A 26,334-nucleotide genomic window follows, 5' to 3' on the forward strand; every position below is an offset into this window, starting at 1 on the left:
CGGACCGCGGACTACTTCTTCGGCAGGATGTCGAGCACCAGGTCCGCGGGACGGCACAGCCGCGTGCCGAGCGGCGTGGCGACGATGGGCCGGTTCATCAGGATCGGATGTTCGACGATGAAGTCGAGCAGTTGGTCGTCAGTCCATTTCGGGTCGCCCAGCCCGAGATCTTCGTAGGGCGTTCCCTTCTGCCGCAGGACATCGCGGACCGGAATCCCCATGGCCTTCACGCGCGCGCGCAGCTTGGCCTTGGTCGGCGGCGTCTTGAGGTATTCGACCACCTCGGGCTCGATACCGTGTTCGCGAATCAGCGCAAGCGTATTGCGCGAAGTCCCGCAGGCGGGGTTATGAAAAATGGTGACGGAGGACGGATTGGATTGCATCGATCCATTGTCCTCCGACGCAGTTCGGCGAACTCAGGCGGCGATCAGCGCGTCCACGCGGCGCAGGCCTTCGATGGTCTTGACGCACGCTTCGGCCGCCTCCGTGCCCTTGACCGCGAAATGGCGATGGAAGTACTTGCGGTGTTCCACATGCTCGTGGAAGTGATGCGGCGTGAGCACGGCCGACAGGATCGGCACGTTGGTTTCCAGTTGCACCGTCATCAGCGAGTTCACCACCGTGCTGGCGACGAATTCGTGCCGGTAGATGCCGCCGTCGACGACGAGCGCACAGCCGACGATCGCGGCATAGCGGCCGGAGGTCGCGAGTCGTTTGGCGTGCAAGGGGATCTCGAATGCGCCGGGCACATCGAACACGTCAATGGTGTCGAGCGGCACGCCTTGACGCTTCATTTCTGCGAGGAAAGCGTCGCGCGCCTGGTGGACGATGTCCGAATGCCATTGCGCCTGCACGAATGCGATGCGCTGGCCGCGCGGTTCGTCCGAAGCCTGGACGGCGGAGAGGGGAAGGTCGTTGATCTGACTCATGGTATGCCTTTGAAGGGTTTCCTGAATCAGGGCGCACGAACCCGAAACCGAGGCACGCGCACGAATGCAGCTGCCCGGCAACGGGGTCGCGCTCTCTTTCATCCGGACTGTGACCGTCGGCCCCGGGATCTCACCGGGTCTGCTGACCCCGCTGCGCATGGCGCGCCGCGGGCGCTCGCGGGCTTGTGCGGCTTTTGCCGCCATCACCGCCGGTGGGGAATTCCACCCCGCCCTGAGAACGCTTGCTCCGGCTTTGAGCCGGAGCAGCACGGATTCTAGGCAAGACGCGGCGGTCGCGCTGTCACGCAAGCGGCAAGACCTTTGAGGCGGGGACGGGATCGGGCCGTCGGTCCAGGAACATTGTGAGGCGCTGCAACTCGTCGTCGAGTGCCGCTCGAAATGCGGGCTCGGTCGGCTTCCTGCCGGCATAGCCGAATGTCGGCTCGATTTGTCCTTCGCGGACCGAGACGTTGGCCCAGCCGATCACTCGATCGCGTTGCAGCAGCGGTAGCGCGTAGTAACCGAACTGCCTTTTCGGCGCCGGCGTGTAGGCCTCGAACTTGTACGGCCAGTTCCATAGCAATTCGAAGCGCAAGCGGTCCCACACCACGGGATCGAAAGGCGCAAGCAGGCGGAGCGTCTCGTCGGGCGCGTGGCGTCGCGAACTCGGGTTCTCGTCGGCTGGCCAGTACCAGGTGATGCCGTCGATGCAGCAACTCGCAAGCTGGTCGCGCGCCAGGCGCAAGGCTGCCTGCGTCTGTATCGAGAGATGTGGTGCGCCGTATCCCAGCAGACGCACGAGATAGGTCAGGCTGGCCCCCGGCAGTGGTGCGTACTTGCGCACGACCAAATCGACCAGTGCAGCCGCGCGTTGGGTGCGGCCGTCGGGGCTGTCATCGGCGGGCGGGTGCGTCACCGCCTCATAGATTCGCGTGCCGCCCTCGCGCCGCTTCACGCGCAGCATGCCGCGGTAGTGCATGTCGTCGAGCAGGTGTGTGGTTGCATTGATCGAGCCGCCCCAGTAGTTCGTCACGCGCCCGTGGGCAAAGCGCTGCTCCACCAGTCGCGGATGCACGGGCCCGTTCTCGCGAACGAAGGCGAGCACATCTGCGGCCCTGCGGCGCGTCTCCGCGTCCCAGGCGCGCCGGGCTTCGCGCGGGTGCATCAGCACCAGGTGTTCCCGCGGCAGGAAACCGTAGTTGACGAGGCAATCCTCTTCAATCGGCAGACGCGCATAGCGCTGCTCCAGATCGCCGGCGCGATAGTCTGCGACGCGATGCCGCAGCGTCAGGTCTTGCGCGCGTGCCGGTGCCCGGATCGGATCAGCCTGCACGAAGCCCAACCGCCGGATCGCGCCTGGCAACGTGGTCGGCTTGAAGAGGGTGCGCGCCACGGCATAGCGTCGCAATGCGTCGAGATTCGGTTCGGGCATGTGGCGAATTGCAGCACATGCGGCAGAAAATCGTGTAGCGACTCCACGGCGGGCGATGCCTATGGCATGCTCGCGGGCGATGTCTCATGCCCCTGTTGTCATCGCGAGTTCCCGCATGCTTTTTCGGCTCTTGTCGATGGGGGCCATCCTCCTGGTGCTGGGTTGCGCGAGCCCGCCGGGGAGGTTGCCGGGCGGCGGCCCCGCCTTGTTGACCGCCGATCAATCGAACGACGTCGCCGTGCATGCGCTGGGCTTGGTCGGTACGCCGTATCGCTATGGCGGAAATACGCCAGAGGGCGGTTTCGATTGCAGCGGGCTCATCGGCTATGTCTATCAAAAGAGCGTGGGGCAGGCGACGCCGCGGACGGTGGCGCGGATGGCCAGCTTCGGCCGCCCAGTGGCCATGGCTGACTTGCGCTCGGGCGATCTGGTTCTCTTCGGCGCATCCACGCCGTCGCACGCGGGCATCTACGTCGGAGAGGGCCGTTTCGTGCATGCGCCTTCGACGGGAGGGGAAGTGAGGCTCGATCGTCTGGACGGCGTCTACTGGTCGCGCCAGCCGGTGCAGGCGCGCCGACTCTGAGGCAACGGCGCGATCCGCTCAGACTGCGCTGCGATGCCGCTGGATGCAGGTATCCAGCGTTTCATCGCCGGAGCGTTGCCACCAGTCGAGCGTCGAGAAGATCTCGACTTCGCTGAATCCCTCAAAGCCGGCAGCCTCGACCCAACCCCGAACCTTCCGCAGTTCGACCACGCCGTCGCCCATCATCCCGCGATCCGACAGCAGATCACGCGTCGGCGTGAGCCAGTCGCATACGTGGTAGGCCAGCAGGCGTTGCTTGCCCGCGCGCGCGATCTGCTGTTGGAGCTTGGGGTCCCACCACACGTGATAGATGTCCACCGCCACGCCGAGCATTCCTGAACGCGACGCGTCGAGCTCATCGCAGAGATCGAGCGCGTGCTCCAGCGTGTTGATGCAGGCGCGGTCCGCGGCCTGCATTGGGTGCAGGGGCTCGATGGCCAGCGGCATGCCGACCTGGCGCGCGTATTCGAGCGAGGCGGCGATGCCGTCGCGCACTTCGCTGCGCGCTCGACCGATGTCCTTGTAGAGTGCCTTGCCCTCGAGTGCACCCGGGAGGCCGCCGACGACCAGCACGAGGCAGGGGGCGCCGAGCGTCTTCGCCTCGTCGATGGCGCGCCGGTTGTCGTCGAGCGCGGCTTGGCGCCCCGCCGCGTCGGGCGCGGGAAAGAAGCCGCCGCGGCAGTATCCCGAAAGCCCGATGCCGTTCGCCTTGAGCTGCTTCGCGATCTTGTCGAGCCCGACGGCCGCGACCTGATCGCGCCAGGGGCTGATGGCGCGGATGCCGCGAGCGGCGCACTGGTCGATGATCCGGTCCAGCGGAATTTCGGCGCCGTGCTGCTTGCGGATGGTCGCCGTGTTGATCGACAGCCAGTCGTGGTTTTTCGAAAAATCGCGCATCGCTGTTCAGCCTTCGACACCGTGCAGGGCCAGCAGTGTCTTCATGCGCCGAACCGCCAGTTCCGGCTGCTCCATCAGATTCGCCGCGTCGGCCAGCCGGAAGAGTTCAGCGAGATGCGGCAGGGAGCGCGTGCTCTGCTGTCCGCCGACCATCGTGAAATGGCTCTGATGGCCGTTGAGCCATGCCATGAAGACCACGCCGGTCTTGTAGAAGCGCGTCGGCGCCGCAAAGATGTGACGCGACAGCGGCACTGTCGGTCCGAGGATCGAATGGAACTTATCGACGTTGCCGAGCGCGAGTTCGCCGAGCGCGGCGCTGGCGGCCGGTGCGATCGCGTCGAAGATGCCGAGCAGCGCATCGCTCTTGCCGTGTGTCGGTTCGCTACCGTGTCCGTCGCCCGCGATCAGCTCGGCGTAGTTGAAGTCGTCGCCGGTGTACATGCGAACGCCCGGCGGCAGGCGGCGGCGCATCGCGATTTCCTTGTCCTTGTCGAGCAGGGAGATCTTGATGCCATCGACCTTGTCCGGATGCGCCGCAATGATGCCGAGCGCCGTGTCCATCGCGCGGTCGATGTCCGCCGTGCCCCAGTAGCCGGCGAGCGCCGGATCGAACATGTCGCCGAGCCAATGCAGCACGACGGGTTGCCTGGCCTGACTGAGGATGCGGTCGTAGACGCGCTCGTAGTCTGCCGGCCCTTTTGCGACGCGGGCGAGCGCACGGCTCGCCATCACGATCAGCTTGCCGCCGAGTGCCTCGATTGCGGCCATCTGCTCCTCGTAGCCGCGGATAACGTCGTCAGTGGTCTTGACCTTGTCGATGTCCAGGTGATCGGTGCCGCAGCCGGAAGCGATCAGCGCGCCCGGCACGTGCTTCGCGGCTTCGAGCGAGCGGCGGATCAGCTCGAGCGATGTCGGCCAATCCAGGCCCATGCCGCGCTGTGCGGTGTCCATCGCTTCGGCCACGCCGAGACCCAGCGCCCAAAGACGGCGGCGGTAGTCGATGGTGGCATCCCAGTCGACTGCGCATTGCAGCCACGGGTCGATGGATGCCTTGGGATCGGCCACGACGTGCGCAGCCGAATAGGCGATGCGATCGAACGTGACGCCCGCCGGCGGCTTGACGGGCGTGCTTCCGCGCAGCGCGTAGGGCGCGAGCGAGCCGCTCGCCGTGGGGAGGGTGAGTGCGAGGGCCATGGCAAGACTCAGATCCTGAGTTCGGGCACGTCGACCCAGCGGCGGTCCTTCCAGCTTTCGAGCGCAGCCTCGACAAGCTGCACACCCTTGGCGCCTTCCGGCAGCGTCCACTTGTAGGGCGCGTTTTCCACGACATGGCGGATGAAGTGTTCCCACTGGATCTTGAAGCCGTTGTCGTAGACCTGCGAATCCGGAATCTCCTGCCACTGGTCGAAGAAGTTCATGGTCTGCTTCTCGTCCGGGTTCCAGACGGGGCGTGGCGTCGCAACGCGCGATTGTGCGCGGCACGACGACAGGCCCGCGACAGCCGAGCCGTCGGTGCCATCCACATGGAAGGTGACGAGATCGTCGCGCCGCACGCGCGTGACCCAGCTCATGTTGATCTGGGCGATCACTGGCTCACCGTTGTGGCCCTTGAGCTGGCAGGTCGCGTAGGCCGCATCGTCGGCGGTGGCCTCGTAGGGCTTGCCCTCTTCGTCCCAGCGCTTCGGGATGTGGGTGGTCCCGAGACAGGACACGGACTTGACTTCGCCGAACAGGTTGTCCAGCACATAGCGCCAGTGGCACATCATGTCCAGGATCATCCCGCCGCCGTCTTCCTTGCGGTAGTTCCACGACGGGCGCTGGATGGGTTGCAAGTCGCCTTCGAACACCCAGTAGCCGAATTCGAGCCGCACCGAGAGCATGCGGCCGAAGAAGCCTGCGCGGCGCAGCATGTCGAGCTTGCGCAGGCCGGGCAGGAAGAGCTTGTCTTGCACCGCGCCGTGCTTGAGGCCGGAACCTTCGGCAAGGCGGGCGATTTCGACGGCTTCGTTCAGGTTGGTCGCGATCGGCTTTTCGCAATAGACGTGCTTGCCGGCACGGATGGCCTTGGCCAGCAGGGCGGGGCGCATCTGCGTGGTGCCTGCGTCGAAGAAGATGGTGTCGTCCTTGTTCTCCAGCGCGCGGTCGAGGTCGGTGCCCCAGCGCGCGATGCCGTAGGCCTTGGCCAGTGCTTCGATCTTCTCGGCGTTGCGTCCGATCAGGATCGGGTCGGGCATGACCTTGTCGCCGTTGGACAGCGTCACGCCGCCTTGTGCCCGGATGGCGACGATGGAGCGGATCAGGTGCTGGTTCGTGCCCATGCGCCCCGTGACGCCGTGCATGATGATTCCGAGTCGTTGTGTTGTCATGGTGTTCTCCGCTGTAAGTGAGGGGTGAGCGCGGGCGTCTAGACGAATGTGGACGCTTGCGAGAGGGGTTGCAGGCTGGCGAAATCGGGGACGGCGGTGTGGGCGAAGCCGGGCTGCGCCAGCGTACCGATCGCGATCCGGCCATCGCGGATGGCCAGGCGAGGCCTGCCGGCGGTGGTTTCGTAGAGGTCGCCGTGTGCGGCGGCGAAAGCGGCCTGCTCATCTGCTGGCGCACTTCCAAAGCCGTCGACGTAGTGGTGGCCGTTTCGTTCACAGTGCTGCAGGCCGAGCAGCGAAGCGAGCGCCAGGTCCTGCTGGACCGCCAGCCCGGCCTGGCAAGTCAGGTCTTCGGCGGACATGAAATAGCGTCCGACAGCATTGATGGAATTCCATCGGTCGCAACGTGCGCGATTGATGACTGCCTTGTAGAAGCCTTTGCAGGCCTTGCTCGACACACCGCGCCATCCGTGCGCACGGCCAGTGGGGAATGCGTCGAGCGTCCCATCCGCTTCGTCGAGCAGGAGCGGCGCAGGTGTCCGCAATTCGCGCAGCGCCGGGTCCATGCTGCCGTCGCGCGGCAGGGGTTGCTCCAGATAGAGCAGCGCTTCGGGTCTGGCGGCAAGCCGCGGCAACAGACGCAGGCCATCGCAGAGTGCGCGCAGTGCGTGCGCATCGGCGTATTGCTCGTTGCCATCAAGGGTGAAACGATGGCAGGGCGCGATGGTGTCGAGTGCCGCAAGCACGGCGTCGAGCCGCTGGAGGTCGGCGTCGGGATTGCCGCCCAGCTTGATCTTGAAGTAGCGATGGCCATAGCGCCGCACCACGGCCGGCAGGCTGACGGGCAGACCCACCGCGTCCTCCGCATTGCCTTCGAGGACATCGAGCAGGCCGATGGTATGGCGCGCCTGCAGATGGTCCGCAGGCGCGCGATTCGCGAGCCAGCCGTTCCAGTCCCAGCTGCGGAGGTCATCCATCAGTGGCGTGTCGGCGATGCCGACCATGTTGCGCTGCATCGCGGTGTAGACCGACACCTGCGTCGCGCGACATAGCGCGTCGAGGACTGCACGGTCCATCACGGCTTGGCCGAAGGCGGTCGAGAGTGCCGTATGACCCAACGCCGCGCCGCGTGCCATCAAGGATTCATAGTGCCGAGCGAAAAGCGCGAATGCAGGAGCTGCCTCGGCTGCCGTGTAGGCATCGGCGGCGGCTTCCAGTGCCTGCCGAAGGTGAAGGACGTTGTCCGCCTGGGTCTGGTCCGGCCGTTTGTCGAACCAGCGCGGCACCATCAGCTCTGCCGCAAGGCCCTCGGTCGTGCCGTGCGCGCCGCAGTCGACTGTGGCGCGCACAAACACCTGCGGACAACGCGTGAGTGTCACCGCGCCAAACTTGAACGGCAGCCGAAGCGTCATCGGCCGAACCCCAAATTCAACGGCTAGCACGCGCACGGGCGGCGAGGAGGAGAGGGTCGCGGCAGGCACGGCGAAGCCTCAGTGCGCGTCCAGGTGGCCTTGCGCGAAGAAATGCGCGCGCAAGGTGCGGGCGTAGGCGGCAAAGCGCTCGGTGCCCATCACGTCCAACGGGCGTGGGCGCGGCAAGTCGATGTCGTAGATCGCGGCAATCGAGCCAGGACGCTCGCTCATCACGATCACGCGATCCGACAGAAAGATCGCTTCGGGAATGCTGTGCGTGATCAGCAGCACCGTCTTCTTCGAGGCGGACCAGATGCGCTGGAGTTCGAGATTCATCTTCTCGCGCGTCATCGCGTCGAGCGCACCGAAGGGCTCGTCCATCAGCAGCACGGAGGGATCGTGCAGCAGCGCGCGGCAGATCGATGCGCGCTGCTGCATGCCGCCGGAGAGCTGCCAGGGGTACTTGTTCTCGAATCCGGTGAGCCCGGCCATTTTCATCAGTTCACGCGCGCGCTCGCGTGCCGCGGCCTTCGGCAGATGCCGGATCTCCGCCTGCAGGAGGATGTTGTCTTCGACGCTGCGCCACGCCAGAAGCACCGCGCTCTGGAAGACGATGCCCACGTCCTTCTGCGGCCCCTTGATCGGGTGGCCTGCGAGCGAGAGCGTCCCACCGCTGATCGGCAGCAGCCCTGCCACCATCTTCAGCAGCGTGCTCTTGCCGCAGCCGGACGGCCCGACCACGGAGACGAACTCCCCTTCGCGAATCGAGAAGTCCAGAGGCTTCAGCGATTCGACCGGGCCGTCCTTGCTTTGGTAGATCTTCGAGACGCCGCGCGCTTCGATCAGAACATCAGGAGTCATGAATCTTGGAAAAGGCAGAGTAAGTGCGCAGCCTGGGAGTGAACCTGCTTTTTGGGGTGAACTGGCTACGGCAGGAAGTCGAGCGTCACATAGTCTTCGGGCTTGCCGCGCGTGGCTGCATCCATGCCGCCGTACTGCACGAGCAGGTCGAGCGAGTCGTTGACGTTCTTCATTGCGACCCGGTAGGGGCGCTGGTTCGCCGTGTCCTTGGTGTGATAAAGCGCGACGCTCTGCTTCATGCCGATGATGAGCGTGTCGCGCACGCCGGCCTTCGGGTTGGCCTTGAGCATGGCGTCGACGGCTGCGGCGGGATCTTTCTCGGCGTCTTCGGCAGCGCGCGTGGAGGCACGCATGAAGCGCTTCACGAGGTCGGGGTTCTCGGTCAGCAGGTTCTTGTTGACGATGATCCCGGAACTGATCTGGTTGACACCCGAATCGGCGAACCGGATCGGCGTGACGGGCTTGCCGGTGGCATCCTGGAGCTTGATGGCCTGGTCCATCACGTAACCGAGCAGCAAGTCGGCCTGGCCGGTGGTCACGGCGTTGAGCTTGGTCTGCGCATCACCCGACACGATCTTGACCTGGTCCGGCTGGATGTTGTTGACCTTCAGGAAGAGGGGCCACATCTGCGACATCGAGTCGCCCGGCGTGGTGGCGACGGTCTTGCCGATGATGTCCTTCGGCGTCTTGATGTTCTTCTCGGAGAAGCCCATGACCGACATCGGGCTGACTTGGAACAGCACGCCGGTCGACTTCAGCGGCGCGCCTTTGGCGGCGGCCTTGATCATCGTCGTGACGTCGATGTAGCCGAAGGTCGCGGACTTGGCGGCCACGGCCTGCGCGGTGACGGCCGAACCGCGGCCTTCCTGGATGTCCAGGTCGATGCCTTCTTCCGCGTAGTAGCCGCGCTCCTTGCCGAGGAAGAACGGCGCGTGCTCGCTGTAGAGATACCAGTTGAGCATCAGCGTGACCTTGTCCTGCGGCTTGTTCTGCGCATGCGCAGGGGTCAAGGCGAGGACCAGCGCCGCGGTGGCGCCGGCGACGAGGGAGGTGAGCATCTTCTTCATGGTTGTCTCCTGGGAAGAGTGGTTGCAATGGAACTCACTGGGCGTGGCGCTGCGAGGCATGCCACGGAATCATCAGCCGCTCGACCAGATCGACGGCCACGAAAAGAATCACGCCGATGCTCGACAACACGACCAGCGCGGCGAACATCAACGGCAGGTCGAAGTTGCCGTTGGCAACCTGCAGCACATAGCCGATGCCCGAGTTGGAGCCGACGAATTCGCCGACCACCGCGCCGACGACGGCGAGCGTGACCGACACCTTGAGGCCGCTGAAGATCGCGGGCATCGCCTGCGGCAGGCTGATCTTGAAGAAAGTCTGCAGGCGGGACGCACCCATGGAGCGGGCCAGGTCCAGCATGTCGGGTTCGACCGACTTGAAACCCATCACGGTCGATACCACCACCGGGAAGAAGCCCAGCAGAAAGGCCGAGATGACCTTCGGGAAGATGCCGAAGCCGAACCACACGACGAACAGCGGCGCGATCGCGACCTTCGGAATGCTCTGCGAGAACACCAGCAACGGGTAGACGTAGGACTCCACCAGCCGCGAGTAGGCGATCACCATCGCGATCGGGATGCCGATCACGATCGTCAAGGCAAAGCCGCCGAGCGTGGCGAGCGTGGTCTTCCAGCTTTCGGCAATGAGGCGCGGCCACTCGGCGATCAATTGCTGCACGACCTGAATCGGCGGAGGGATCAGGTAGGCCGGGACCTTGAAGAGGCGGATCGCGAGGTCCCATAGCACCAGCAGCATCAGGATGAGCAGAAAGGGCCGAAGCGCAGGTGAGAGGAGAAGGTTGCGAAGCATCGACAAGGATGTGTGTTGAGCTTTCAATTCACCGATAAGTGAATTAACAATTCTAGAAAGCCACTTGCGACGGCGCAACGAGCGCGTGCCTAGGAGATACCCGTATCAGCGCAGAACGTAGCCGAGCACCAGATCGGTCATGTGCGAAAGGCGTTGCGCCATCGCTTTGGGGGCGCGCAGATTGCGGCCGAAGACGGCCGACAGCGTGTCGTTGTTCGACAGGTAGAAGTAGCAGAGTGAGGCGATAGAGATGTAGAGCTGCACCGGATCGACTCCCGCCCGGAATAGGTTGTCGCGCTTGCCCCGTTCCAGCACGTTGTCGAGCAGTTGGACGAGCGGCGAGTTCATCTCCTGGATGCGGTCGGAGCGCTTGAGATGCTCGGCGCGATGGAGGTTTTCGCTGTTGAGCAGCGTAATGAACTCCGGATGCTCCAGGTAGTAGTGCCAGGTGAACGAGATCAGCCGACGGATCGCCTCGACCGGTTCGATCTCGTCGAGGTGCAAGCGCTGTTCGGCCTGACGGATGTCGGCGTAGGTGCCTTCGAGCACGGCCAGGAAGAGGTCGTCCTTGCTGCCGAAGTAGTAGTAGATCAGCCGCTTGTTCAGGCCTGCGCGCTCGGCAATGCTGTCCATGCGCGCACCGGTGAGGCCGTGTTGGGCGAATTCGTCGCGAGCCGATGCAAGGATGGCCTGCTGCGATCGGTCGGCGTCGCGTGAACGTGGCTCGTGGGGCGCGTGGTGTCTGGCTTTCGTGCGCATGCGACGAATTTAACCAATTGGGGAATTAAGGCAAGCCGGCGCGTTGCGCGCGGATAATTCGCGCAACCTTGTTGCAGCAAAAGAGGCGTGTCGCAAATGAGCTCATCACAACCCGCGGGCCACCTGATTGTCGAGTGCCTCGTCGAGCAGGGGGTCGAACTGGCCTTTGGCGTTCCTGGAGAAAGCTTCCTGGCCGTGCTCGACGGCTTTCATGCTTACGGCGAGCGCATTCGATTCATCGTGAATCGTCAGGAAGGCGGCGCGGCCTTCATGGCGGAGGCGCACGGCAAGCTCACCGGAAGGCCGGGCGTGTGTTTCGTCACGCGCGGGCCGGGAGCGACCAACGCATCGATCGGCGTGCACAACGCGTTCCAGGACTCGACGCCGATGGTGCTCTTCGTCGGCGACGTTGGCAGCGATTTCCGCGATCGTGAGGCGTTCCAGGAGGTCGACTACGGTAGCTTCTTCGGGCCCAGCACCAAGGGTTTCGCCAAGCGCGTGGAGCGGATCGACGATGCCGAGCGCATTCCTGAATACGTGGCACGGGCCTTCGCGACGGCGATGAACGGGCGTCCCGGCCCGGTCGTGGTCGTGTTGCCTGAGGACATGTTGCGCAAAACCACTGCCGCGCGACCCCTGCGGCGCGTGGAGGCGGTGGAGCCCTGGAGCGACCCTGGAGCCTTGCGGACTCTGCGCGAGTTGCTGTTGAAGTCCCTGCGCCCGCTTGTGATCGCCGGAGGCGGCGGCTGGACAACGCAGGCCGCCCAGGCGCTGCAGCGCTTCGCGGAGAACTGGAGACTGCCCGTCGCCAACGCGTTCCGCTTTCAGGACACTTTTGACAACCACCATCCGCTGTATGCGGGCGACGTGGGCATCGCGATCAACCACAAGCTCGCCGATCGGGTCCGGCAAAGCGATCTCATCCTCGCGATAGGTCCGCGACTCGGCGAGATGACGACCAGCGGCTACACGCTGCTCGAAGCGCCGAAGCCGAAGCAGACCCTGGTGCACATTCACGCCAGCGCGGAAGAGCTCAATCGCGTCTATCAGGCCGACCTGGCGATCAACGCCGGCATGAGTTCGGCCGCACGCAGCCTGGAAGTGTTGAGCGCTCCGACCGAACTGCCTTGGGAGGCCTGGACCGTTGCAGCGCATGCCGACTACGTCGCGAACCTGGAGCCGCAGCCGCTTGCGGGCCTGCCGGCCGACTCGCCGCGCGGTGCCGTCGACATGGTGACCGTCGTCAGGCTGCTCCAGAAGCACTTGCCGCCGGACACCGCGATCACCAACGGCGCGGGCAACTTCGCGAGCTGGGTGCATCGCTACTTCCGCTATCACGGGCTCGCAAAGGGCGCCAAGACGCAGCTGGCGCCCACCAGCGGGGCGATGGGCTACGGCGTGCCCGCCGGCATTGCTGCGAACCTCGCGACGGGCCGCGTTGCCTTCACGATCGCCGGCGACGGCGATTTCCTCATGACCGGGCAGGAGCTCGCCACGGCTTCGCAGCACGGTGCCAAGAGCATCATCGTCCTGCTCAACAACGGCATGTTCGGCACGATCCGTATGCACCAGGAGCGCGAATATCCCGCCAAGGTGAGCGGCACCGATTTGCGAAACCCCGACTTCTGCGCGCTGGCCAAAGCCTACGGCTACGCGGCGGAACGCGTGACGGAAACTGCGCAGTTCGAGGGTGCGTTGATGCGCGCGTTGGCGGCCGATACGGGCACGCTGATCGAGATCCCGCTGGATCCTGAGGTGATCACCACGCGTGGCACGTTGAGTGCGATCAGAAAGGCCGCGCAGGCCAGGGGGTGAGTCCCTCCGCGTACACAAAAAAAAGCCGGCGGATGCCGGCTTTTTTATTCAAGCGCGCGAGGCGCCCGAGAAGCTTCCTTACTTGACGTGCTTGCCGATCAACGCAGCCAGTTCGAACATCGAAACTTGCGACTTGCCGAAGATTTCCTTCAGCTTTGCGTCGGCGTTGATGTTGCGCTTGTTGGCCTTGTCTTGAAGGTTGTTCTTCTTGATGTAGTCCCACAGCTTGCTCACGACAGCGGTGCGCGGCAGAGGCGTCGAGCCGACCACGGCGGCGAGCGCCGGGCTGGGGGTCAGTGCCTTCATGAACGCAGCGTTGGGAGTGCGCTTCTTCGCGGGAGCCTTCTTTGCAGCAGCCTTCTTGGCCGGAGCCGCCTTCTTGGCGGGTGCTGCCTTCTTCGCAGGAGCAGCCTTCTTTGCCGGTGCGGCTGCCTTCTTTGCAGGAGCAGCCTTCTTTGCCGGCGCTTTCTTGGCCGGAGCCTTCTTTGCAGTTGCCATGGTTGATTTCCTTTTTTGGTTGGACACTTTCACCAATGAAAAGCAGTGTCTCCATCGGCATTGCGGATGCTAAAGGAGAAGAAACGCGTTTCCAAGGGAAAAAGGGGTTTTTTCATTGGGAGTTGTTGTTTTTTCAGAGGGAGAAGCGCAGTGGTTTCCCCTAGGAGGTACCAACAGATGCCTTCAGGCGCGACGCGATGGCCAAGTCGCGAGCACCACGCCGAGCAGTGCAAGCGCGAATGCGACGACTTGCGGCATCGACAGATCCTCTCCGAGGACGACCACGCCGACGACCGCCGCGCTCACCGGAAGCATCACGGTGAAGACGCCTGCCTGCGACGCGGGGACGCCTTTGAGGCCCGTCATCCAGAGCCAAACGGTCCAGATGCTCGCCGCGAGTGCATAGACGATCAGCAGGCCCCAGATGCCAAAGGAGACTGCGCCGAAGTCGAAGTGCAGCGCGAACCAGATCCCGAACGGCGTCGAGAGTGCAAATCCCCAGAGGTTGATCAGCGACGAAATCCGCTTGGGCCCGAGGCGACCCGTCAGCGATTTGCCGATCACTGCATAGGAGGCCTCGCACACCACCGCAGCGAAGACGAGCAAATTGCCAAGCCACGGCATGCTGGCAGGCGACGCGTTGGTCGCATGCGCCGTGGCCTGCGCTGGCGCGAGCGCAAGCAGTCCGATGCCGAAGGCCGCGCATGCGATCGCCAGTCCGATCCGCACGGTGACGCGCTCGCGCAGAAACATCCAACTGCCGATCGCGACCACGGCGGGAATCGAAGCCATGATGACGCCGGCCGACACCGCGCTCGTCAGGCTGACACCGAAGAGCATGCAGATCGAGAACATGAAGTTGCCCAGGAACGACTCGAGGAAGACCAGTCCGCGCGTATGCCGCGTCATGGGCGGCTCGTCCGCAGGCCGCCGGAGCCAGTGAGGCATGGCAAGCGCCGCGATGCCGAAGCGCATCCATGCGAGCAGCAGCACAGGAAATGCAGTGACCAGCGGTTTCGAGAGGGCGACGTAGCTGCCTACGAGCGACATGCTCAAGGCCAGGCAGCCGTAGGCAACAAGACGGCGAGGTGCCGGGAGTGCGGTGTTCAATAGACTGGAGGGCGTAGAGAGGATTGATTCGATGATGCCGCATTCCGCCACGAGGTCTCGCTACGTGTTCGTCTACGGCACGCTCCGGGCCGGAGGCCGCAATGACATCGCACGCTTCACGCCGGCGCCCGAGCGAGTGGCGGATGCGCGAATCGCGGGCACGCTGTATGACCTCGGTGCCTATCCCGGTGCAGTGCTGGGCGGGGATGGAAGGGTGAAGGGGGAGATTTATCGGATCACGGCCGCCCTCGAAGCTCAATTGGATGTGCTCGAGGAGGTGCGGTCGGACGACACGGGCGAGTACGTCAGGCGCGAAGTCCTCGTCGAGGCAGGTGGACGCCAACTGCCTTGCCTCGTCTATGAGATCCATCCCAAGCGCATTGCGGGGAGGTCAGTGATTGCGAGCGGGGATTGGTTCGGGCGTTGATCGCTTTCGATGTTTTCATGCGCGAAAAATCGATTGCGCATGGTGGAATGACCAAGTGTTGCGCCGCAATATTTTTTCTCAATACAAGAAAAATAATTTCGCATTGAGAAAAAGATCTGTAAGTCATTGATTTTGCTGGATCAAATATATGTCTTCTATAAGACATAAGAGTGGAGACCTTGACGTACAGTGGGTCTCAACGGCAGCGAAAGCGCCCCCCTCTTAATCAACCCTCGGAGTGACCATGCCACAGACCCTTACCGAACAACTCAGCCGCGAACAGCAAATTGCCGCCCTCGAAAAAGACTGGGCGACCAACCCCCGCTGGAAGGGCGTCAAGCGCGGTTACAGCGCAGCAGACGTGGTGCGCCTGCGCGGCTCGCTGCCGATCGAACACACGCTGGCTCGCCGCGGTGCCGAGAAGCTGTGGGAGAAGATCAACGGCGGCGCCAAGAAAGGCTACGTGAACGCCTTCGGCGCCATCTCCGCCGGCCAGGCCATGCAGCAGGCAAAGGCCGGCCTCGAGGCCGTCTATCTGTCGGGCTGGCAAGTCGCCGCCGATGGCAACACCTCGGAAACCATGTATCCGGACCAGTCGCTCTATGCGTACGACTCGGTGCCGACCATGGTGCGCCGGATCAACAACACCTTCAAGCGCGCCGACGAGATCCAATGGTCGCGTGGCGTCAATCCCGGCGACAAGGAGTTCATCGACTACTTCCTGCCGATCGTGGCTGACGCGGAAGCCGGCTTCGGCGGCGTGCTCAACGCTTTCGAACTGATGAAGAACATGGTCGCAGCGGGCGCCGCCGGCGTCCACTTCGAAGACCAACTCGCCGCAGTGAAGAAGTGCGGCCACATGGGCGGCAAGGTGCTGGTTCCGACCCAGGAAGCTTGCGAGAAGTTGATCTCGGCGCGTTTCGCTGCCGACGTGATGGGCGTTTCGACCATCGTGCTGGCCCGTACGGACGCCGAAGCAGCCAACCTGATCACGTCCGATCACGACGCCAACGACAAGCCTTTCCTCACCGGCGAGCGCACCCAGGAAGGTTTCTATCGCGTGAAGAATGGCCTCGAGCAAGCCATCAGCCGCGGCGTCGCCTACGCGCCCTATGCCGACCTCGTGTGGTGCGAGACCGGTACGCCTGACCTCGGTTTTGCGCGCGAGTTCGCTCAGGCCGTGCATGCCGCAAGCCCCGGCAAGCTGCTGTCGTACAACTGCTCGCCTTCCTTCAATTGGAGGAAGAACCTCGACGACAAGACCATCGCCGCGTTCCAGGACGAACTCTCGGCGCTTGGCTATAAGTACCAGTTCATCACGCTCGCTGGCATCCACATCAACTGGTACAACACCTTCAAGTTCGCGCATGCCTATGCGAACGGCGAAGGCATGAAGCACTACGTCGAAATGGTCCAGGAGCCGGAATTCGCGGCGCGCGAGCAGGGCTATACCTTCGTCTCGCACCAGCAGGAAGTCGGCGCGGGCTACTTCGACGACGTGACGACCGTGATCCAGGGCGGCTCTTCCAGCGTGAAGGCGCTGACCGGTTCGACCGAAGAAGAGCAGTTCCACTGATCTGAATCGACCCCAAGCAAAATCCCCGCGTGAGCGATCCGCGGGGATTTTTTTCGTCTGCATGTGCCGTTACTCGATCGTGCGAAGGTCGCGCACGCCGCGGCCGAGACGTTGGCGTAGCAGCGCGCGCAGCGTCACGCCTTCGGCGTATCCCACCAGGGTCGCGATCTGTTCGAGGCTCTTGTCGCTCGTCTTCAGCAGGTGCACGGCGCGCTCGACGCGCAGATCCTGGAAGTAGGAAAGCGGTGATTTGCCGAGCACCTGCCGCATCCGGCGCGCCAGAGTGCGCTTGCTCGTTCCGGCGGCGGAGGCTGCGTCGTCGAGCGAAAACCCATCAGCGAGACGCCCGCGCGCCCAGCGCTCGAAGCGTTCGACGGTCGGGTCCGAATGACTCAGGTGGTCCGTGATGACGTAGGCCGATTGTGAAGGGCGGGAGTCGACGATGAGGTATTTCGCGACCATTGCGGCAAGTTCAGGACTCGCCTGGCGCACGAGAAACAGCGCCATGTCTACATGGCTCAACGCGGCTCCGGCGGTCACGAAGGCGCCGGAACTCACGAGCATGTGCGATTCGTCGAGCCGCACCGTCGGGTAGCGCTGGCGGAACAACGACGACAGCCACCAGGTGGTCGTTGCTCGCTGGTGATCGAGAAGGCCGGATTCGGCCAGGACAAAGGTGCCGATGCACGCGGCCGCGAATCGTGTTCCACGCTCGGATTTTTTGCGCAAGATGGCTGCAGCATCCGCGATGTCTCGGCGGCGCAGCGCGACCTGGAGACCTTCTGCCATCTTCTCGCCGATGGCGGGAATGACGAACCAGTCCGGATCACCGCACTCGGCGAGCGACTTGACCGGTACGCGCAGTCCTTGGGATGTATGTACGCTCTTCCGCATACCGACGACTGAGACGTCGAAGCGCGCTTCGCCGATTCCCAACATCCCGGCCAGTTCGTTGGCAGTGGTAAAGACATCCAGCACCGTGGCAAGGCCCGTGTCGAACGCGCCATCCAGGGCGAGCACATGAATCTTCATGGCAATAACAATATCAAAGATGTCAAAAATGCCAATAGGGCAGATCCGCCGTGAAGCCTAGAGTGCTCGTCGGTCGGCGCAATCTCGCGCAGCCGTATTCACTGGAGTCCCACATCATGATCAAGTACGCACTGTTCGCCCGTCTCGAAGCCAAGCCGGGCAAGGAGGCCGAAGTCCAGCAGTTCCTCGAGGCCGGACTGGCGATGGCTCGCGATGAGAAGACGACGCCGATCTGGTTCGCTCTGCGGCTTTCCCCCACGACCTTCGGCATCTTCGACGCATTCGAAGACGAGGCCGGCCGGCAGGCGCATCTCAGCGGACCGATCGCGAAGGCGCTCATGGCGAAGGCGCCGGACCTCTTCGCCAAGGCTCCGTCCATCGAGTCGATCGACGTACTCGGGCTCAAGAACGCGGCCCCCGCATCCTGAGTTGCCGAGGATAGAATCACCAGCTTCGTCCAGCACCAACAAGAGCGAGAAAGGCATTTTGGTTATGACACCGCGAACTACGCCGCAAGGAATCAGCGGCCTTTTCCTTCAGGGAAGAGGCCGGTAGGCCGCGCATGCCGGAAATCTCCGGCACATCAACCAAGCCAAGCGCGGTCCAGGACCGCGCTTTTTTGTTTTTCGCCGAGGTTTTTTCATGATCCAGATCACGCTCCCCGACAACTCGCGCCGCGAGTTCCCTGGCCCGGTTTCGGTGGCCGACGTCGCCAAATCCATCGGTCCCGGGCTTGCGAAGATGACCCTCGCCGGCAAGGTCGACGGCCGTCTGGTCGATGCGAGCGACGTGATCGACCATGACGCAAAGTTGCAGATCATCACGCCGAAAGACGAAGAAGGACTGGAGATCATCCGGCACTCGACGGCCCACCTCGTCGGCCATGCAGTGAAGCAGCTCTATCCGACGGCGAAGATGGTGATTGGCCCGGTCATCGATGAGGGCTTCTATTACGACATCTCCTACGAGCGCCCCTTCACGCCGGAAGACATGGAAGCGATCGAGGCGCGCATGCGGCAACTGATCGCGCAGGACTACGACGTGATCAAGAAGATGACGCCGCGCGATGAAGTCATCTCGGTGTTCAAGTCCCGCGGTGAGGACTACAAGCTGCGGCTGGTGGAAGACATGCCTGACGAGAAGGCGATGGGCTTGTACTACCACCAGGAGTACGTCGACATGTGCCGCGGCCCGCACGTGCCCAACACGCGATTCCTCAAGGTCTTCAAGCTGACGAAGCTCGCCGGTGCCTATTGGCGCGGCGATGCGAAGAACGAGCAACTGCAGCGCATCTACGGGACAGCTTGGGCCGACAAGAAGCAACTCGACGACTACATCCGCCGCATCGAGGAAGCCGAGAAACGCGACCATCGCCGCCTCGGAAAGGAGCTCGACCTGTTCCACATCGATGAGGCGGCGCCAGGGGTGGTGTTCTGGCATCCGAAGGGCTGGGCCATTTGGCAGCAAGTCGAGCAGTACATGCGCCGGGTGTACCGCGACACGGGCTACCAGGAGGTCAAGGGACCGCAAATCCTGGACAAGAGCCTGTGGGAGAAAACGGGCCACTGGCAGAACTACCGCGAAAACATGTTCACGACGGAATCGGAGAAGCGCGAGTACGCGCTCAAGCCGATGAACTGCCCCGGTCATGTGCTCATCTTCAAGTCTGACCTGCGGAGCTACCGCGATCTGCCGCTGCGCTACGGCGAGTTCGGTCAATGCCATCGCAACGAGCCGAGCGGTGCGTTGCACGGCATCATGCGTGTACGCGGGTTCACGCAGGACGATGGTCACGTCTTCTGCACGGAGGACCAGATCCTCGAGGAGTGCGTCGCGTATACGGCGCAACTGCAGAAGGTCTATGCGGACTTCGGCTTCACGGACATTCTCTACAAGGTCGCGACGCGGCCCGACAACCGCGTCGGTTCGGACGAGTTATGGGACAAGGCAGAGTTTGCAGTCATGGAAGCGCTGCGTCGCTCAGGCGTGGACTTCGTCATTTCGCCTGGCGAAGGTGCGTTCTACGGGCCGAAGATCGAGTACACGCTCAAGGACGCCATCGGGCGGCAATGGCAGTGCGGAACGATGCAGGTCGACTTCAACACGGCCGAGCGCCTCGGCGGGGAGTATGTGACGGAGACGAGTGAGCGGGCCTATCCGGTGATGCTTCATCGCGCGATCGTCGGGAGCCTGGAGCGTTTCATTGGCATGCTGATCGAACACCATGCGGGCGCATTGCCAGCCTGGCTCGCACCGGTACAGGTCGCAGTCCTCAATATCAGCGAGGGACAAGCGGAGTACGCGTCTCAAGTTGCGAAAACGCTGCTAGATCAAGGGCTTAGAGTTTCGCTTGATCTGCACAACGAGAAGATTACGTATAAAATACGGAAGCATTCGTTGCAAAAGCTCCCATACATCCTGGTCGTAGGCGACAAGGAGAAGGAAGCAGGAGCCGTCGCAGTGCGCGCCCGAGGTAATCTTGATCTCGGTGCCATGTCGGTAGAGGCGTTCTCCCAAAAGATCGCTCACGACATCCAACACAAGCTTTGAATTGGAAAGAGTTCAAAGGCTGATTTTTTCGATCAGGCTGCTTGTGGGCGTGAACTCTACGGCAATCGCTACATTCTGTAGCAATTTGTTTAAAGGATTCTGACCATCGCTACTGCATTTCGCGACCGCCGCCACCGCGAGGAACGCCAACACCGCCTGAACCGGGAAATCATGGCCCCGGAAGTCCGCCTGATCGGGCCCGACAACGAGCAATTGGGTGTCGTGAGTCTTGCCGAGGCGTTGCGCCTTGCCGGCGAGCAGGATGTGGATTTGGTGGAAGTCGTCGCAGCGGCCAATCCGCCGGTTTGCCGTCTGATCGAGTACGGCAAGTTCAAATACCACGAGCAGAAGAAGGCGGCCGAAGCGAAATCGAAGCAGAAGGTCATCGAGGTCAAGGAAATCAAATTCCGCCCGGGAACCGACGACGGCGACTACAACATCAAGATGCGCAACATCCGTCGCTTCCTGGAAGACGGTGACAAGTGCAAGATCACGCTTCGCTTCCGCGGTCGGGAAATCACGCACCAGGAACTTGGCTTGGCGCTGTTGCAGCGCATTCGCGATGAGCTTGGCGATCTGATCCTCGTCGAGCAGTTCCCGAAGTTGGAAGGCCGGCAGATGATCATGATGATCGCCCCGGGCCGCAAGAAGGCGGGCGGAGCGGCAAAGCCTGCGACAGAGCCGACGACGGCACCTGCCGCAGCATAGGCTTCACTGCGAGTCGCAAGAAGTTTTTGAAGGGATTTCGTCTTTGCCAGCACCTTGAGGGTACAGGCGAGGCGGGACGTAGAAGTGTCTCGGGGCCAACAAGCCCGCGGAGTATCCGCGGCGCCTCACGAGCACAAACAAAAGGAGCATTTACATGCCCAAAATGAAGACCAAGAGCAGCGCGAAAAAGCGCTTCCGCGTTCGTCCAGGTGGCACCGTCAAGCGCGGTCAAGCCTTCAAGCGTCACATCCTGACGAAGAAGACCACCAAGAACAAGCGTCACCTGCGTGGTGCAACGGCAGTGCATGAGACCAACATGGTTTCAATGGCCGCTATGTTGCCCGGCAGCGGCATCTAACCCAGACGAACAAGGAGTACACACATGCCTCGCGTCAAACGTGGTGTAACGGCTCGCGCCCGCCACAAGAAGGTTCTCGCACTCGCCAAGGGTTTCCGTGGTCGCCGCGGCAATGTCTTCCGCATCGCCAAGCAGGCGGTGATGAAGGCTGGCCAATATGCCTACCGTGACCGTCGGACCAAGAAGCGCGTGTTCCGCCAACTGTGGATTGCGCGTATCAACGCCGCTTCGCGTGAACTGGGCCTCACTTACAGCCAGTTCGCCAACGGCATCCGCAAGGCCGGTATCGAAATCGACCGCAAGGTCCTCGCCGATATCGCCGTGCACGACAAGGCCGCTTTTGCCGGCATCGTGGAGCAGGTCAAGGCCAAGCTGGCAGCTTGATTCCGCACAGCAGGTCACCGTCCATGATGGCGGCCTGCGCCCACGGCATAAGGGCTGGCGCTTGAAAGGGCACCAGCCCTTTTTTCGTCGTTCCCCGGCCTGTTTCTCTTTCACCCTCCAAGAATTCCTCATGAACGAGTTGGACTCCCTGGTCGACACCGCACGCGCAACCTTTGCCGAAGCGACGGCTCCGGCCGAACTGGAGAACGCCAAGGCGCAATTTCTCGGCAAAGCTGGCCGCATCACCGAGCTGATGAAAGGAATGGCTGCGTTGAGCGTTGACGAGAAGAAATCTCGTGGTGCTGCGATCAACGTCGCCAAACAGGCCATCGAGGCTGCTCTGGCTGAGCGTCGTCAGCAACTCGCCGACGAGGAACTCGCATTGCAACTCCGCGCCGAAGCGCTTGACGTGACCTTGCCTGGTCGCAAGCGCGTCTCAGGCGGTCTGCATCCCGTCAGTCGAACCATGGAGCGCATCGAAGCGATCTTCTCGAGCATGGGCTTCGACGTCGCTGACGGCCCTGAAATCGAAAGCGATTGGCACAGTTTCACTTCGCTGAACAACCCGCCGAACCATCCGGCCCGTTCGATGCAGGACACGTTTTATGTCGACATCAACGGTGAGGACGGAATCCCCTACAACCTGCGTCCGCACACGAGCCCGATGCAGGTCCGCTACGCGCATCAGCACATCAAGAAATACGCTGCGCAGTTCGAGGCTGCAGCGGCGGACGCCACCGGCTCGATCAAGGCACCCGAAATTCGCGTGATTGCGCCCGGACGCACCTATCGCGTCGACAGCGACGCGACGCACTCACCCATGTTCCACCAGTGCGAGGGCCTGTGGCTCGGTGAGAACGTGAGCTTCAAGGATCTCAAGGTCGTATTCACGGATTTCTGCCGCACCTTCTTCGAGAGCGACGATCTGGTGCTGCGTTTCCGGCCCAGCTTCTTTCCATTCACCGAGCCCAGTGCCGAGATCGATATCCAGTTCCAGAGCGGTCCGCTCGCCGGCCGGTGGCTCGAAGTCGCAGGGTCGGGGCAAGTGCATCCGAACGTCGTTCGCAACATGGGTCTGGACCCCGAGCGCTACATCGGTTTCGCCTTCGGGATGGGGCCCGATCGACTGACGATGCTGCGATACGGCGTCAACGACCTGCGCCATTTCTTCGACGGCGACCTGCGCTTCTTGCGCCAATTCCAGTAAACAGAACGAGAACGACGAGATGCAATTTCCCGAGTCCTGGTTGCGCGAGTTCTGCAACCCGCCGCTCAGTAGCGCCGAACTGGCCGAGACGCTCACGATGGGCGGCTTCGAGGTTGAAGAACGTCGGCCCGCCGCGCCGCCTTTCACCAAGGTCGTTGTCGGCGAGATCAAGGAAGCGGTTCAGCACCCGAACGCCGACCGGCTGCGCGTTTGCCAGGTCGATGCCGGGCAGGGTGCCCTGCTGAACATTGTTTGCGGCGCACCCAACGCCCGCGTCGGCATCAAGGTGCCATTGGCGCTGGTCGGGGCCGAGCTCCCGCCGGGCGAAGATGGAAAGCCTTTTCTCATCAAGCTCGGCCAGCTGCGCGGCGTCGAGAGCCAGGGCATGCTGTGCTCGGCCCGCGAATTGAAGCTCAACGAAGACCACGGCGGCCTGCTTGAATTGGCGGCGGATGCCCCGGTGGGCACCGACGTGCGCGAGGTCTTGAAGCTTGACGATGCGTTGCTCACGCTCAAGTTGACGCCAAATCTTGCGCATGGCCTCAGCGTCTACGGCATTGCGCGCGAACTGGCTGCCTTGACGGGTGCACCGCTCAAGACGCCGATGATCGCACCTGCGGCAGCAACCGTCTCCGACAAGCTCGCCGTCAAGATCGAGGCGCCCGAACTGTGCGGCCGTTTCTCCGGTCGCGTCGTCCGCGGCGTCGATACCAAGGTCACCACTCCCGCATGGATGGTCGACCGGCTGGCCCGTTGCGGGCAGCGCAGCGTCTCGCCGCTGGTCGACATTTCGAACTACGTGATGTTCGAGTACGGGCAGCCGACCCACATCTTCGACCTGGACAAGATTCACGGCGGACTGACCGTGCGCTGGGGCAAGCCGGGCGAGCAACTGAAGTTGCTCAACGGAAATACCGTCACAGTCGACGAGAAAGTCGGCGTCATCGCCGACGAGCGCGAGGTCGAGTCGCTCGCCGGCATCATGGGCGGTGATGCGACGGCCGTATCGGACGATACGCGCAACATCTATCTCGAAGCCGCCTTCTGGTGGCCTGAGAGCATTCAGGGGCGTTCGCGTAGGTTCAATTTCTCGACCGACGCGGGTCATCGTTTCGAGCGGGGCGTGGACCCGAGCCGCACGGTGCAGATCATCGAACGGATCACGCAGTTGGTCACCGACATCTGCGGCGGCGAAGCCGGTCCGATCGATGACCAGATCTTGCGTCTGCCGGAAGCCAAGCCTGTGACCCTGCGCACAGCGCGCGCGGCGCGGGTGATCGGCATGCCGCTCACGCAAGCGCAATGCGCGGGTGCCTTGCGCCGCCTTGCTCTGCCAATGGAGGAAGGTGACGGCACATTGATCGTCACGCCGCCGCCGCACCGTTTCGATCTGCTGATTGAGGAAGACTTGATCGAAGAGGTCGCTCGCCTCATCGGCTACAACAACCTTCCCACAACGCCGCCGCTGGCACCGATCACCGCCCGCGCACGGCCCGAGGCACAGCGCAGCGGTTCCGCCGTGCGGCAGCGTCTGGCCGCATTGGGCTATCAGGAGACGATCAACTTCAGTTTCGTCGAAGCCCATTGGGAACAAGACCTTGCGGGCAACGCCAACCCGATCAAACTTCTGAATCCGATTGCCAGTCAGATGAGCGTCATGCGTTCTTCGCTGATCGGTTCACTGCTGCAGGTTCTGAAGTTCAACCTCGACCGCAAGGCGCCGCGGGCGCGCGTTTTCGAGTTGGGCCGTGTCTTCATGCGCGACGATGCCGTCTCCACGACCGACAGCACCGTCAAGGGTATCCGGCAGCCGATGCGCGTGGCGGGCTTGGCCTGGGGCGATGCTGAAGATGCACGTTGGGAGGGCAAGGCGCATCGTTCCGATTTCTTTGACATCAAGGGCGACGTCGAAGCGCTGCTGGCGCCGCGCGTCGCGACGTTCGAGCCCGCCGAGCATCCCGCGCTGCATCCGGGGCGTGCCGCGCGCGTGCTGCTGGATGGCCATTCCGTCGGAGTGATCGGAGAACTGCATCCACGTTGGCGTCAGAAGTGGGACTTTGCGCATGCGCCGGTGCTGTTTGAACTCGATCTCGATTCCGTCACCGCGCGACCGGTGCCTGAGGCGCAGCCGGTGGCCAAGCACCAGGTCGTCGAACGCGATATCGCGGTCGTGGTCTCCGAGGCGGTCACCCACGGTGCGCTGATGAGCGCGATCCGGGCCGCATCGGATCCCGGTCTTTTGCGTGAACTCACGCTCTTCGACATCTACCGCCCGACCATCGCCCGCGACGGGTCCGTCGCCGCCGGTGGACTTGCGCAAGGTGAGAAGAGCATGGCGGTGCGACTCAGCTTCAACAGCGACGCAGCGACGTTGACCGATGAGCAGGTCGAAGCGGCGGTACGCGCGATCGTCGATCAACTCGGTGCTCGGCTCGGCGCGCGCCTGCGGGTATGAACGCCATGGAATTCACGCTCGAAGCCCTTGAAACACCGGCGCTCACCAAGGCGCATCTGGCCGATCTGCTGTTCGAGCAGATCGGCTTGAACAAGCGCGAGTCCAAGGACATGGTCGAGGCCTTCTTCGACCTGATTGCCAACAGCCTTATTGAAGGCACGGACGTCAAGATTTCGGGCTTCGGCAATTTCCAGATTCGAGTCAAGGCGCCACGGCCGGGGCGCAATCCGCGCACCGGAGAGGCCATTCCAATCGGTGAGCGCAGGGTGGCGACTTTTCATGCGAGCGCCAAGCTGAAGGAACAAATCCACGGAAGCATCGCCGAAGATGCACCGCAGGAAGTCGAATGGAGCCTTGGCTCCGAATAAGGGCTTGGCGCCGCGTGTGCAGGTGGAGTAACCTCTGAGGTTTCGCTCGCACCGTCTTGATTTCAATGGAGAAAACCCTCCCACCGATTCCCGTCAAACGCTACTTCACGATCGGTGAGGTGGGGGAGTTGTGCGGCGTCAAGCCGCACGTGCTGCGCTATTGGGAGCAGGAGTTCACGCAGCTGCGTCCCATGAAGCGACGTGGCAATCGACGTTATTACCAGCACCACGAAGTGCTGATGATTCGCCGTATCCGCGACCTGTTGTATGACCAGGGCTTCACCATCAGTGGCGCCCGCAACAAGCTCCAGGAGATGGTCCAGTCTGACCGCGAGCGCCGCAAGGCCGGCGATGTGCCGCTCGAGGGCATGGAAGCGATCGAGATCGATCAAGAAGAGTTCGATGCAGCGGTGCAGGGGGACGTGGATGTTCCGCCCCCGCTGTCGCAGTTGCCGGCCCGCACGGTCGATCTGTCGCAGCTGCTACACCTTCGGCGCGAACTGAACGAAATTCGCGAGCTGCTAACCACAAGTCATTGAATTCAGGCCGCTATAATCGAAAGCTTCGGTGTGTGGCGCAGCCTGGTAGCGCACTTGCATGGGGTGCAAGGGGTCGAAGGTTCGAATCCTTTCACACCGACCAGAATCGTTAGATGGAACAACGGCTTACGCCCACAAGGTGTAAGCCGTTTTTCTTTGCCCCACGTCACCCCATCAACGTCGGATTGCGCCGCGC

At 62.9% G+C, this 26,334-nt stretch carries 26 protein-coding genes, 1 tRNA gene, 1 pseudogene and 1 riboswitch; of the genes and pseudogenes, 14 read left to right on the forward strand and 14 right to left on the reverse strand.

Translation table 11 applies throughout. The features are described from left to right. Positions 1-17 precede the first annotated feature (17 nt). From arsC to AC1DHL_RS07835, 3 genes and pseudogenes are all read right to left on the reverse strand, one after another. Positions 18-383 (reverse strand): annotated as a pseudogene (gene arsC, locus AC1DHL_RS07825) (arsenate reductase (glutaredoxin)); the annotation flags it as partial. Between the two features lie 33 nt (positions 384-416). Then, entirely contained in the window at positions 417-929 is a 513-nt protein-coding gene (locus AC1DHL_RS07830; RefSeq protein ID WP_478161600.1) for a 6,7-dimethyl-8-ribityllumazine synthase, read from the reverse strand. Between the two features lie 86 nt (positions 930-1,015). Next, a riboswitch (FMN riboswitch) is annotated at positions 1,016-1,173 on the reverse strand. Between the two features lie 57 nt (positions 1,174-1,230). Further along, on the reverse strand, positions 1,231-2,361 hold the full coding sequence (locus AC1DHL_RS07835) for a DNA glycosylase AlkZ-like family protein (RefSeq protein WP_478161601.1): 1,131 nt from the start codon (positions 2,359-2,361) through the stop codon (positions 1,231-1,233). Positions 2,362-2,476: 115 nt separating this feature from the next. On the opposite strand from AC1DHL_RS07835, the gene AC1DHL_RS07840 reads away from it, so the two are divergent. Beyond that, entirely contained in the window at positions 2,477-2,944 is a 468-nt protein-coding gene (locus AC1DHL_RS07840; RefSeq protein ID WP_478161602.1) for a C40 family peptidase, read from the forward strand. 18 nt (positions 2,945-2,962) lie between these two features. Here AC1DHL_RS07840 and AC1DHL_RS07845 read toward each other — a convergent pair whose 3' ends face one another. From AC1DHL_RS07845 to AC1DHL_RS07880, 8 genes are all read right to left on the reverse strand, one after another. After that, positions 2,963-3,841: a sugar phosphate isomerase/epimerase family protein gene (locus AC1DHL_RS07845; protein WP_478161603.1), complete on the reverse strand. Its 879-nt coding sequence runs from the start codon at positions 3,839-3,841 to the stop codon at positions 2,963-2,965. A 6-nt stretch (positions 3,842-3,847) separates the two neighbouring features. Beyond that, a complete protein-coding gene (locus tag AC1DHL_RS07850) occupies positions 3,848-5,035 on the reverse strand; it encodes a dihydrodipicolinate synthase family protein (RefSeq protein ID WP_478161604.1) in 1,188 nt (395 codons plus the stop codon). 8 nt (positions 5,036-5,043) lie between these two features. Beyond that, positions 5,044-6,207 carry a Gfo/Idh/MocA family protein gene (locus AC1DHL_RS07855; protein ID WP_478161605.1) on the reverse strand — a complete coding sequence of 388 codons (1,164 nt, stop codon included), beginning with the start codon at positions 6,205-6,207 and terminating at the stop codon, positions 5,044-5,046. 38 nt (positions 6,208-6,245) lie between these two features. Continuing rightward, positions 6,246-7,616 (reverse strand): enolase C-terminal domain-like protein, encoded by a 1,371-nt coding sequence (locus AC1DHL_RS07860; protein WP_478161606.1) that lies wholly within the window; start codon positions 7,614-7,616, stop codon positions 6,246-6,248. Positions 7,617-7,694: 78 nt separating this feature from the next. Next, entirely contained in the window at positions 7,695-8,477 is a 783-nt protein-coding gene (locus tag AC1DHL_RS07865; RefSeq protein WP_478161607.1) for an ABC transporter ATP-binding protein, read from the reverse strand. Positions 8,478-8,542: 65 nt separating this feature from the next. After that, positions 8,543-9,544: an ABC transporter substrate-binding protein gene (locus tag AC1DHL_RS07870; protein WP_478097075.1), complete on the reverse strand. Its 1,002-nt coding sequence runs from the start codon at positions 9,542-9,544 to the stop codon at positions 8,543-8,545. A gap of 34 nt (positions 9,545-9,578) precedes the next feature. Then, complete coding sequence (locus AC1DHL_RS07875; protein ID WP_478097073.1) at positions 9,579-10,352, reverse strand: ABC transporter permease; 774 nt, start codon at positions 10,350-10,352, stop codon at positions 9,579-9,581. Between the two features lie 105 nt (positions 10,353-10,457). Further along, a complete protein-coding gene (locus AC1DHL_RS07880) occupies positions 10,458-11,111 on the reverse strand; it encodes a TetR/AcrR family transcriptional regulator (RefSeq protein ID WP_478161608.1) in 654 nt (217 codons plus the stop codon). Between the two features lie 96 nt (positions 11,112-11,207). Between AC1DHL_RS07880 and AC1DHL_RS07885 the strand changes: the two genes are divergently transcribed. Further along, on the forward strand, positions 11,208-12,926 hold the full coding sequence (locus AC1DHL_RS07885) for a thiamine pyrophosphate-binding protein (protein ID WP_478161609.1): 1,719 nt from the start codon (positions 11,208-11,210) through the stop codon (positions 12,924-12,926). A 78-nt stretch (positions 12,927-13,004) separates the two neighbouring features. Here the strand turns inward: AC1DHL_RS07885 and AC1DHL_RS07890 are convergent, their stop codons facing one another. Together AC1DHL_RS07890 and AC1DHL_RS07895 are read right to left on the reverse strand one after the other, a co-directional pair. Continuing rightward, positions 13,005-13,424: an SWIB/MDM2 domain-containing protein gene (locus AC1DHL_RS07890; protein ID WP_478097067.1), complete on the reverse strand. Its 420-nt coding sequence runs from the start codon at positions 13,422-13,424 to the stop codon at positions 13,005-13,007. Between the two features lie 183 nt (positions 13,425-13,607). After that, entirely contained in the window at positions 13,608-14,474 is an 867-nt protein-coding gene (locus tag AC1DHL_RS07895) for a DMT family transporter (RefSeq protein WP_478161610.1), read from the reverse strand. A 91-nt stretch (positions 14,475-14,565) separates the two neighbouring features. On the opposite strand from AC1DHL_RS07895, the gene AC1DHL_RS07900 reads away from it, so the two are divergent. Continuing rightward, positions 14,566-14,961 carry a gamma-glutamylcyclotransferase family protein gene (locus AC1DHL_RS07900; RefSeq protein ID WP_478161611.1) on the forward strand — a complete coding sequence of 132 codons (396 nt, stop codon included), beginning with the start codon at positions 14,566-14,568 and terminating at the stop codon, positions 14,959-14,961. Positions 14,962-15,205: 244 nt separating this feature from the next. Then, positions 15,206-16,537 (forward strand): isocitrate lyase, encoded by a 1,332-nt coding sequence (gene aceA, locus AC1DHL_RS07905; RefSeq protein ID WP_478097061.1) that lies wholly within the window; start codon positions 15,206-15,208, stop codon positions 16,535-16,537. A 69-nt stretch (positions 16,538-16,606) separates the two neighbouring features. Here the strand turns inward: aceA and AC1DHL_RS07910 are convergent, their stop codons facing one another. After that, positions 16,607-17,569, reverse strand: coding sequence for a GlxA family transcriptional regulator (locus tag AC1DHL_RS07910; RefSeq protein ID WP_478161612.1), 963 nt, complete (start codon positions 17,567-17,569; stop codon positions 16,607-16,609). 116 nt (positions 17,570-17,685) lie between these two features. Here AC1DHL_RS07910 and AC1DHL_RS07915 point away from each other — a divergent pair, with 116 nt between their 5' ends. From AC1DHL_RS07915 to AC1DHL_RS07960, 10 genes are all read left to right on the forward strand, one after another. After that, complete coding sequence (locus tag AC1DHL_RS07915) at positions 17,686-17,997, forward strand: putative quinol monooxygenase (RefSeq protein WP_478097057.1); 312 nt, start codon at positions 17,686-17,688, stop codon at positions 17,995-17,997. 214 nt (positions 17,998-18,211) lie between these two features. Further along, positions 18,212-20,119 carry a threonine--tRNA ligase gene (gene thrS / locus AC1DHL_RS07920; RefSeq protein ID WP_478097055.1) on the forward strand — a complete coding sequence of 636 codons (1,908 nt, stop codon included), beginning with the start codon at positions 18,212-18,214 and terminating at the stop codon, positions 20,117-20,119. 96 nt (positions 20,120-20,215) lie between these two features. Beyond that, positions 20,216-20,827 carry a translation initiation factor IF-3 gene (gene infC, locus AC1DHL_RS07925; RefSeq protein ID WP_478097526.1) on the forward strand — a complete coding sequence of 204 codons (612 nt, stop codon included), beginning with the start codon at positions 20,216-20,218 and terminating at the stop codon, positions 20,825-20,827. Positions 20,828-20,981: 154 nt separating this feature from the next. Beyond that, the gene (gene rpmI / locus AC1DHL_RS07930; protein ID WP_028253491.1) at positions 20,982-21,185 is read left to right on the forward strand and encodes a 50S ribosomal protein L35; all 204 of its coding nucleotides are present in this window, start codon (positions 20,982-20,984) and stop codon (positions 21,183-21,185) included. A 24-nt stretch (positions 21,186-21,209) separates the two neighbouring features. Next, complete coding sequence (rplT, locus tag AC1DHL_RS07935; protein WP_028253492.1) at positions 21,210-21,569, forward strand: 50S ribosomal protein L20; 360 nt, start codon at positions 21,210-21,212, stop codon at positions 21,567-21,569. 130 nt (positions 21,570-21,699) lie between these two features. Beyond that, positions 21,700-22,776: a phenylalanine--tRNA ligase subunit alpha gene (gene pheS / locus AC1DHL_RS07940; RefSeq protein WP_478097052.1), complete on the forward strand. Its 1,077-nt coding sequence runs from the start codon at positions 21,700-21,702 to the stop codon at positions 22,774-22,776. 19 nt (positions 22,777-22,795) lie between these two features. After that, complete coding sequence (pheT, locus tag AC1DHL_RS07945) at positions 22,796-25,231, forward strand: phenylalanine--tRNA ligase subunit beta (RefSeq protein WP_478161613.1); 2,436 nt, start codon at positions 22,796-22,798, stop codon at positions 25,229-25,231. Further along, positions 25,228-25,599 carry an integration host factor subunit alpha gene (locus AC1DHL_RS07950; RefSeq protein WP_478161614.1) on the forward strand — a complete coding sequence of 124 codons (372 nt, stop codon included), beginning with the start codon at positions 25,228-25,230 and terminating at the stop codon, positions 25,597-25,599. Before pheT ends, AC1DHL_RS07950 begins: the two co-directional genes overlap by 4 nt. Before the next feature lie 65 nt (positions 25,600-25,664). Next, complete coding sequence (locus tag AC1DHL_RS07955; protein WP_478097524.1) at positions 25,665-26,138, forward strand: MerR family transcriptional regulator; 474 nt, start codon at positions 25,665-25,667, stop codon at positions 26,136-26,138. Between the two features lie 26 nt (positions 26,139-26,164). Next, positions 26,165-26,241, forward strand: a tRNA-Pro gene (locus tag AC1DHL_RS07960). Positions 26,242-26,334 lie beyond the last annotated feature (93 nt).

It is taken from the genome of Variovorax sp. 10L426 (genome assembly GCF_056395305.1).

Excerpts from the sequence above, each read along its gene's own strand:
- AC1DHL_RS07830 (WP_478161600.1), bottom strand. The coding sequence starts at position 929 with ATGAGTCAGATCAACGACCTTCCCCTCTCCGCCGTCCAGGCTTCGGAC.
- AC1DHL_RS07835 (WP_478161601.1), bottom strand. The coding sequence starts at position 2,361 with ATGCCCGAACCGAATCTCGACGCATTGCGACGCTATGCCGTGGCGCGC.
- AC1DHL_RS07840 (WP_478161602.1), top strand. The coding sequence starts at position 2,477 with ATGCTTTTTCGGCTCTTGTCGATGGGGGCCATCCTCCTGGTGCTGGGT.
- AC1DHL_RS07845 (WP_478161603.1), bottom strand. The coding sequence starts at position 3,841 with ATGCGCGATTTTTCGAAAAACCACGACTGGCTGTCGATCAACACGGCG.
- AC1DHL_RS07850 (WP_478161604.1), bottom strand. The coding sequence starts at position 5,035 with ATGGCCCTCGCACTCACCCTCCCCACGGCGAGCGGCTCGCTCGCGCCC.
- AC1DHL_RS07855 (WP_478161605.1), bottom strand. The coding sequence starts at position 6,207 with ATGACAACACAACGACTCGGAATCATCATGCACGGCGTCACGGGGCGC.
- AC1DHL_RS07860 (WP_478161606.1), bottom strand. The coding sequence starts at position 7,616 with ATGACGCTTCGGCTGCCGTTCAAGTTTGGCGCGGTGACACTCACGCGT.
- AC1DHL_RS07865 (WP_478161607.1), bottom strand. The coding sequence starts at position 8,477 with ATGACTCCTGATGTTCTGATCGAAGCGCGCGGCGTCTCGAAGATCTAC.
- AC1DHL_RS07870 (WP_478097075.1), bottom strand. The coding sequence starts at position 9,544 with ATGAAGAAGATGCTCACCTCCCTCGTCGCCGGCGCCACCGCGGCGCTG.
- AC1DHL_RS07875 (WP_478097073.1), bottom strand. The coding sequence starts at position 10,352 with ATGCTTCGCAACCTTCTCCTCTCACCTGCGCTTCGGCCCTTTCTGCTC.
- AC1DHL_RS07880 (WP_478161608.1), bottom strand. The coding sequence starts at position 11,111 with ATGCGCACGAAAGCCAGACACCACGCGCCCCACGAGCCACGTTCACGC.
- AC1DHL_RS07885 (WP_478161609.1), top strand. The coding sequence starts at position 11,208 with ATGAGCTCATCACAACCCGCGGGCCACCTGATTGTCGAGTGCCTCGTC.
- AC1DHL_RS07890 (WP_478097067.1), bottom strand. The coding sequence starts at position 13,424 with ATGGCAACTGCAAAGAAGGCTCCGGCCAAGAAAGCGCCGGCAAAGAAG.
- AC1DHL_RS07895 (WP_478161610.1), bottom strand. The coding sequence starts at position 14,474 with ATGTCGCTCGTAGGCAGCTACGTCGCCCTCTCGAAACCGCTGGTCACT.
- AC1DHL_RS07900 (WP_478161611.1), top strand. The coding sequence starts at position 14,566 with ATGATGCCGCATTCCGCCACGAGGTCTCGCTACGTGTTCGTCTACGGC.
- aceA (WP_478097061.1), top strand. The coding sequence starts at position 15,206 with ATGCCACAGACCCTTACCGAACAACTCAGCCGCGAACAGCAAATTGCC.
- AC1DHL_RS07910 (WP_478161612.1), bottom strand. The coding sequence starts at position 17,569 with ATGAAGATTCATGTGCTCGCCCTGGATGGCGCGTTCGACACGGGCCTT.
- AC1DHL_RS07915 (WP_478097057.1), top strand. The coding sequence starts at position 17,686 with ATGATCAAGTACGCACTGTTCGCCCGTCTCGAAGCCAAGCCGGGCAAG.
- thrS (WP_478097055.1), top strand. The coding sequence starts at position 18,212 with ATGATCCAGATCACGCTCCCCGACAACTCGCGCCGCGAGTTCCCTGGC.
- rpmI (WP_028253491.1), top strand. The coding sequence starts at position 20,982 with ATGCCCAAAATGAAGACCAAGAGCAGCGCGAAAAAGCGCTTCCGCGTT.
- rplT (WP_028253492.1), top strand. The coding sequence starts at position 21,210 with ATGCCTCGCGTCAAACGTGGTGTAACGGCTCGCGCCCGCCACAAGAAG.
- pheS (WP_478097052.1), top strand. The coding sequence starts at position 21,700 with ATGAACGAGTTGGACTCCCTGGTCGACACCGCACGCGCAACCTTTGCC.
- pheT (WP_478161613.1), top strand. The coding sequence starts at position 22,796 with ATGCAATTTCCCGAGTCCTGGTTGCGCGAGTTCTGCAACCCGCCGCTC.
- AC1DHL_RS07950 (WP_478161614.1), top strand. The coding sequence starts at position 25,228 with ATGAACGCCATGGAATTCACGCTCGAAGCCCTTGAAACACCGGCGCTC.
- AC1DHL_RS07955 (WP_478097524.1), top strand. The coding sequence starts at position 25,665 with ATGGAGAAAACCCTCCCACCGATTCCCGTCAAACGCTACTTCACGATC.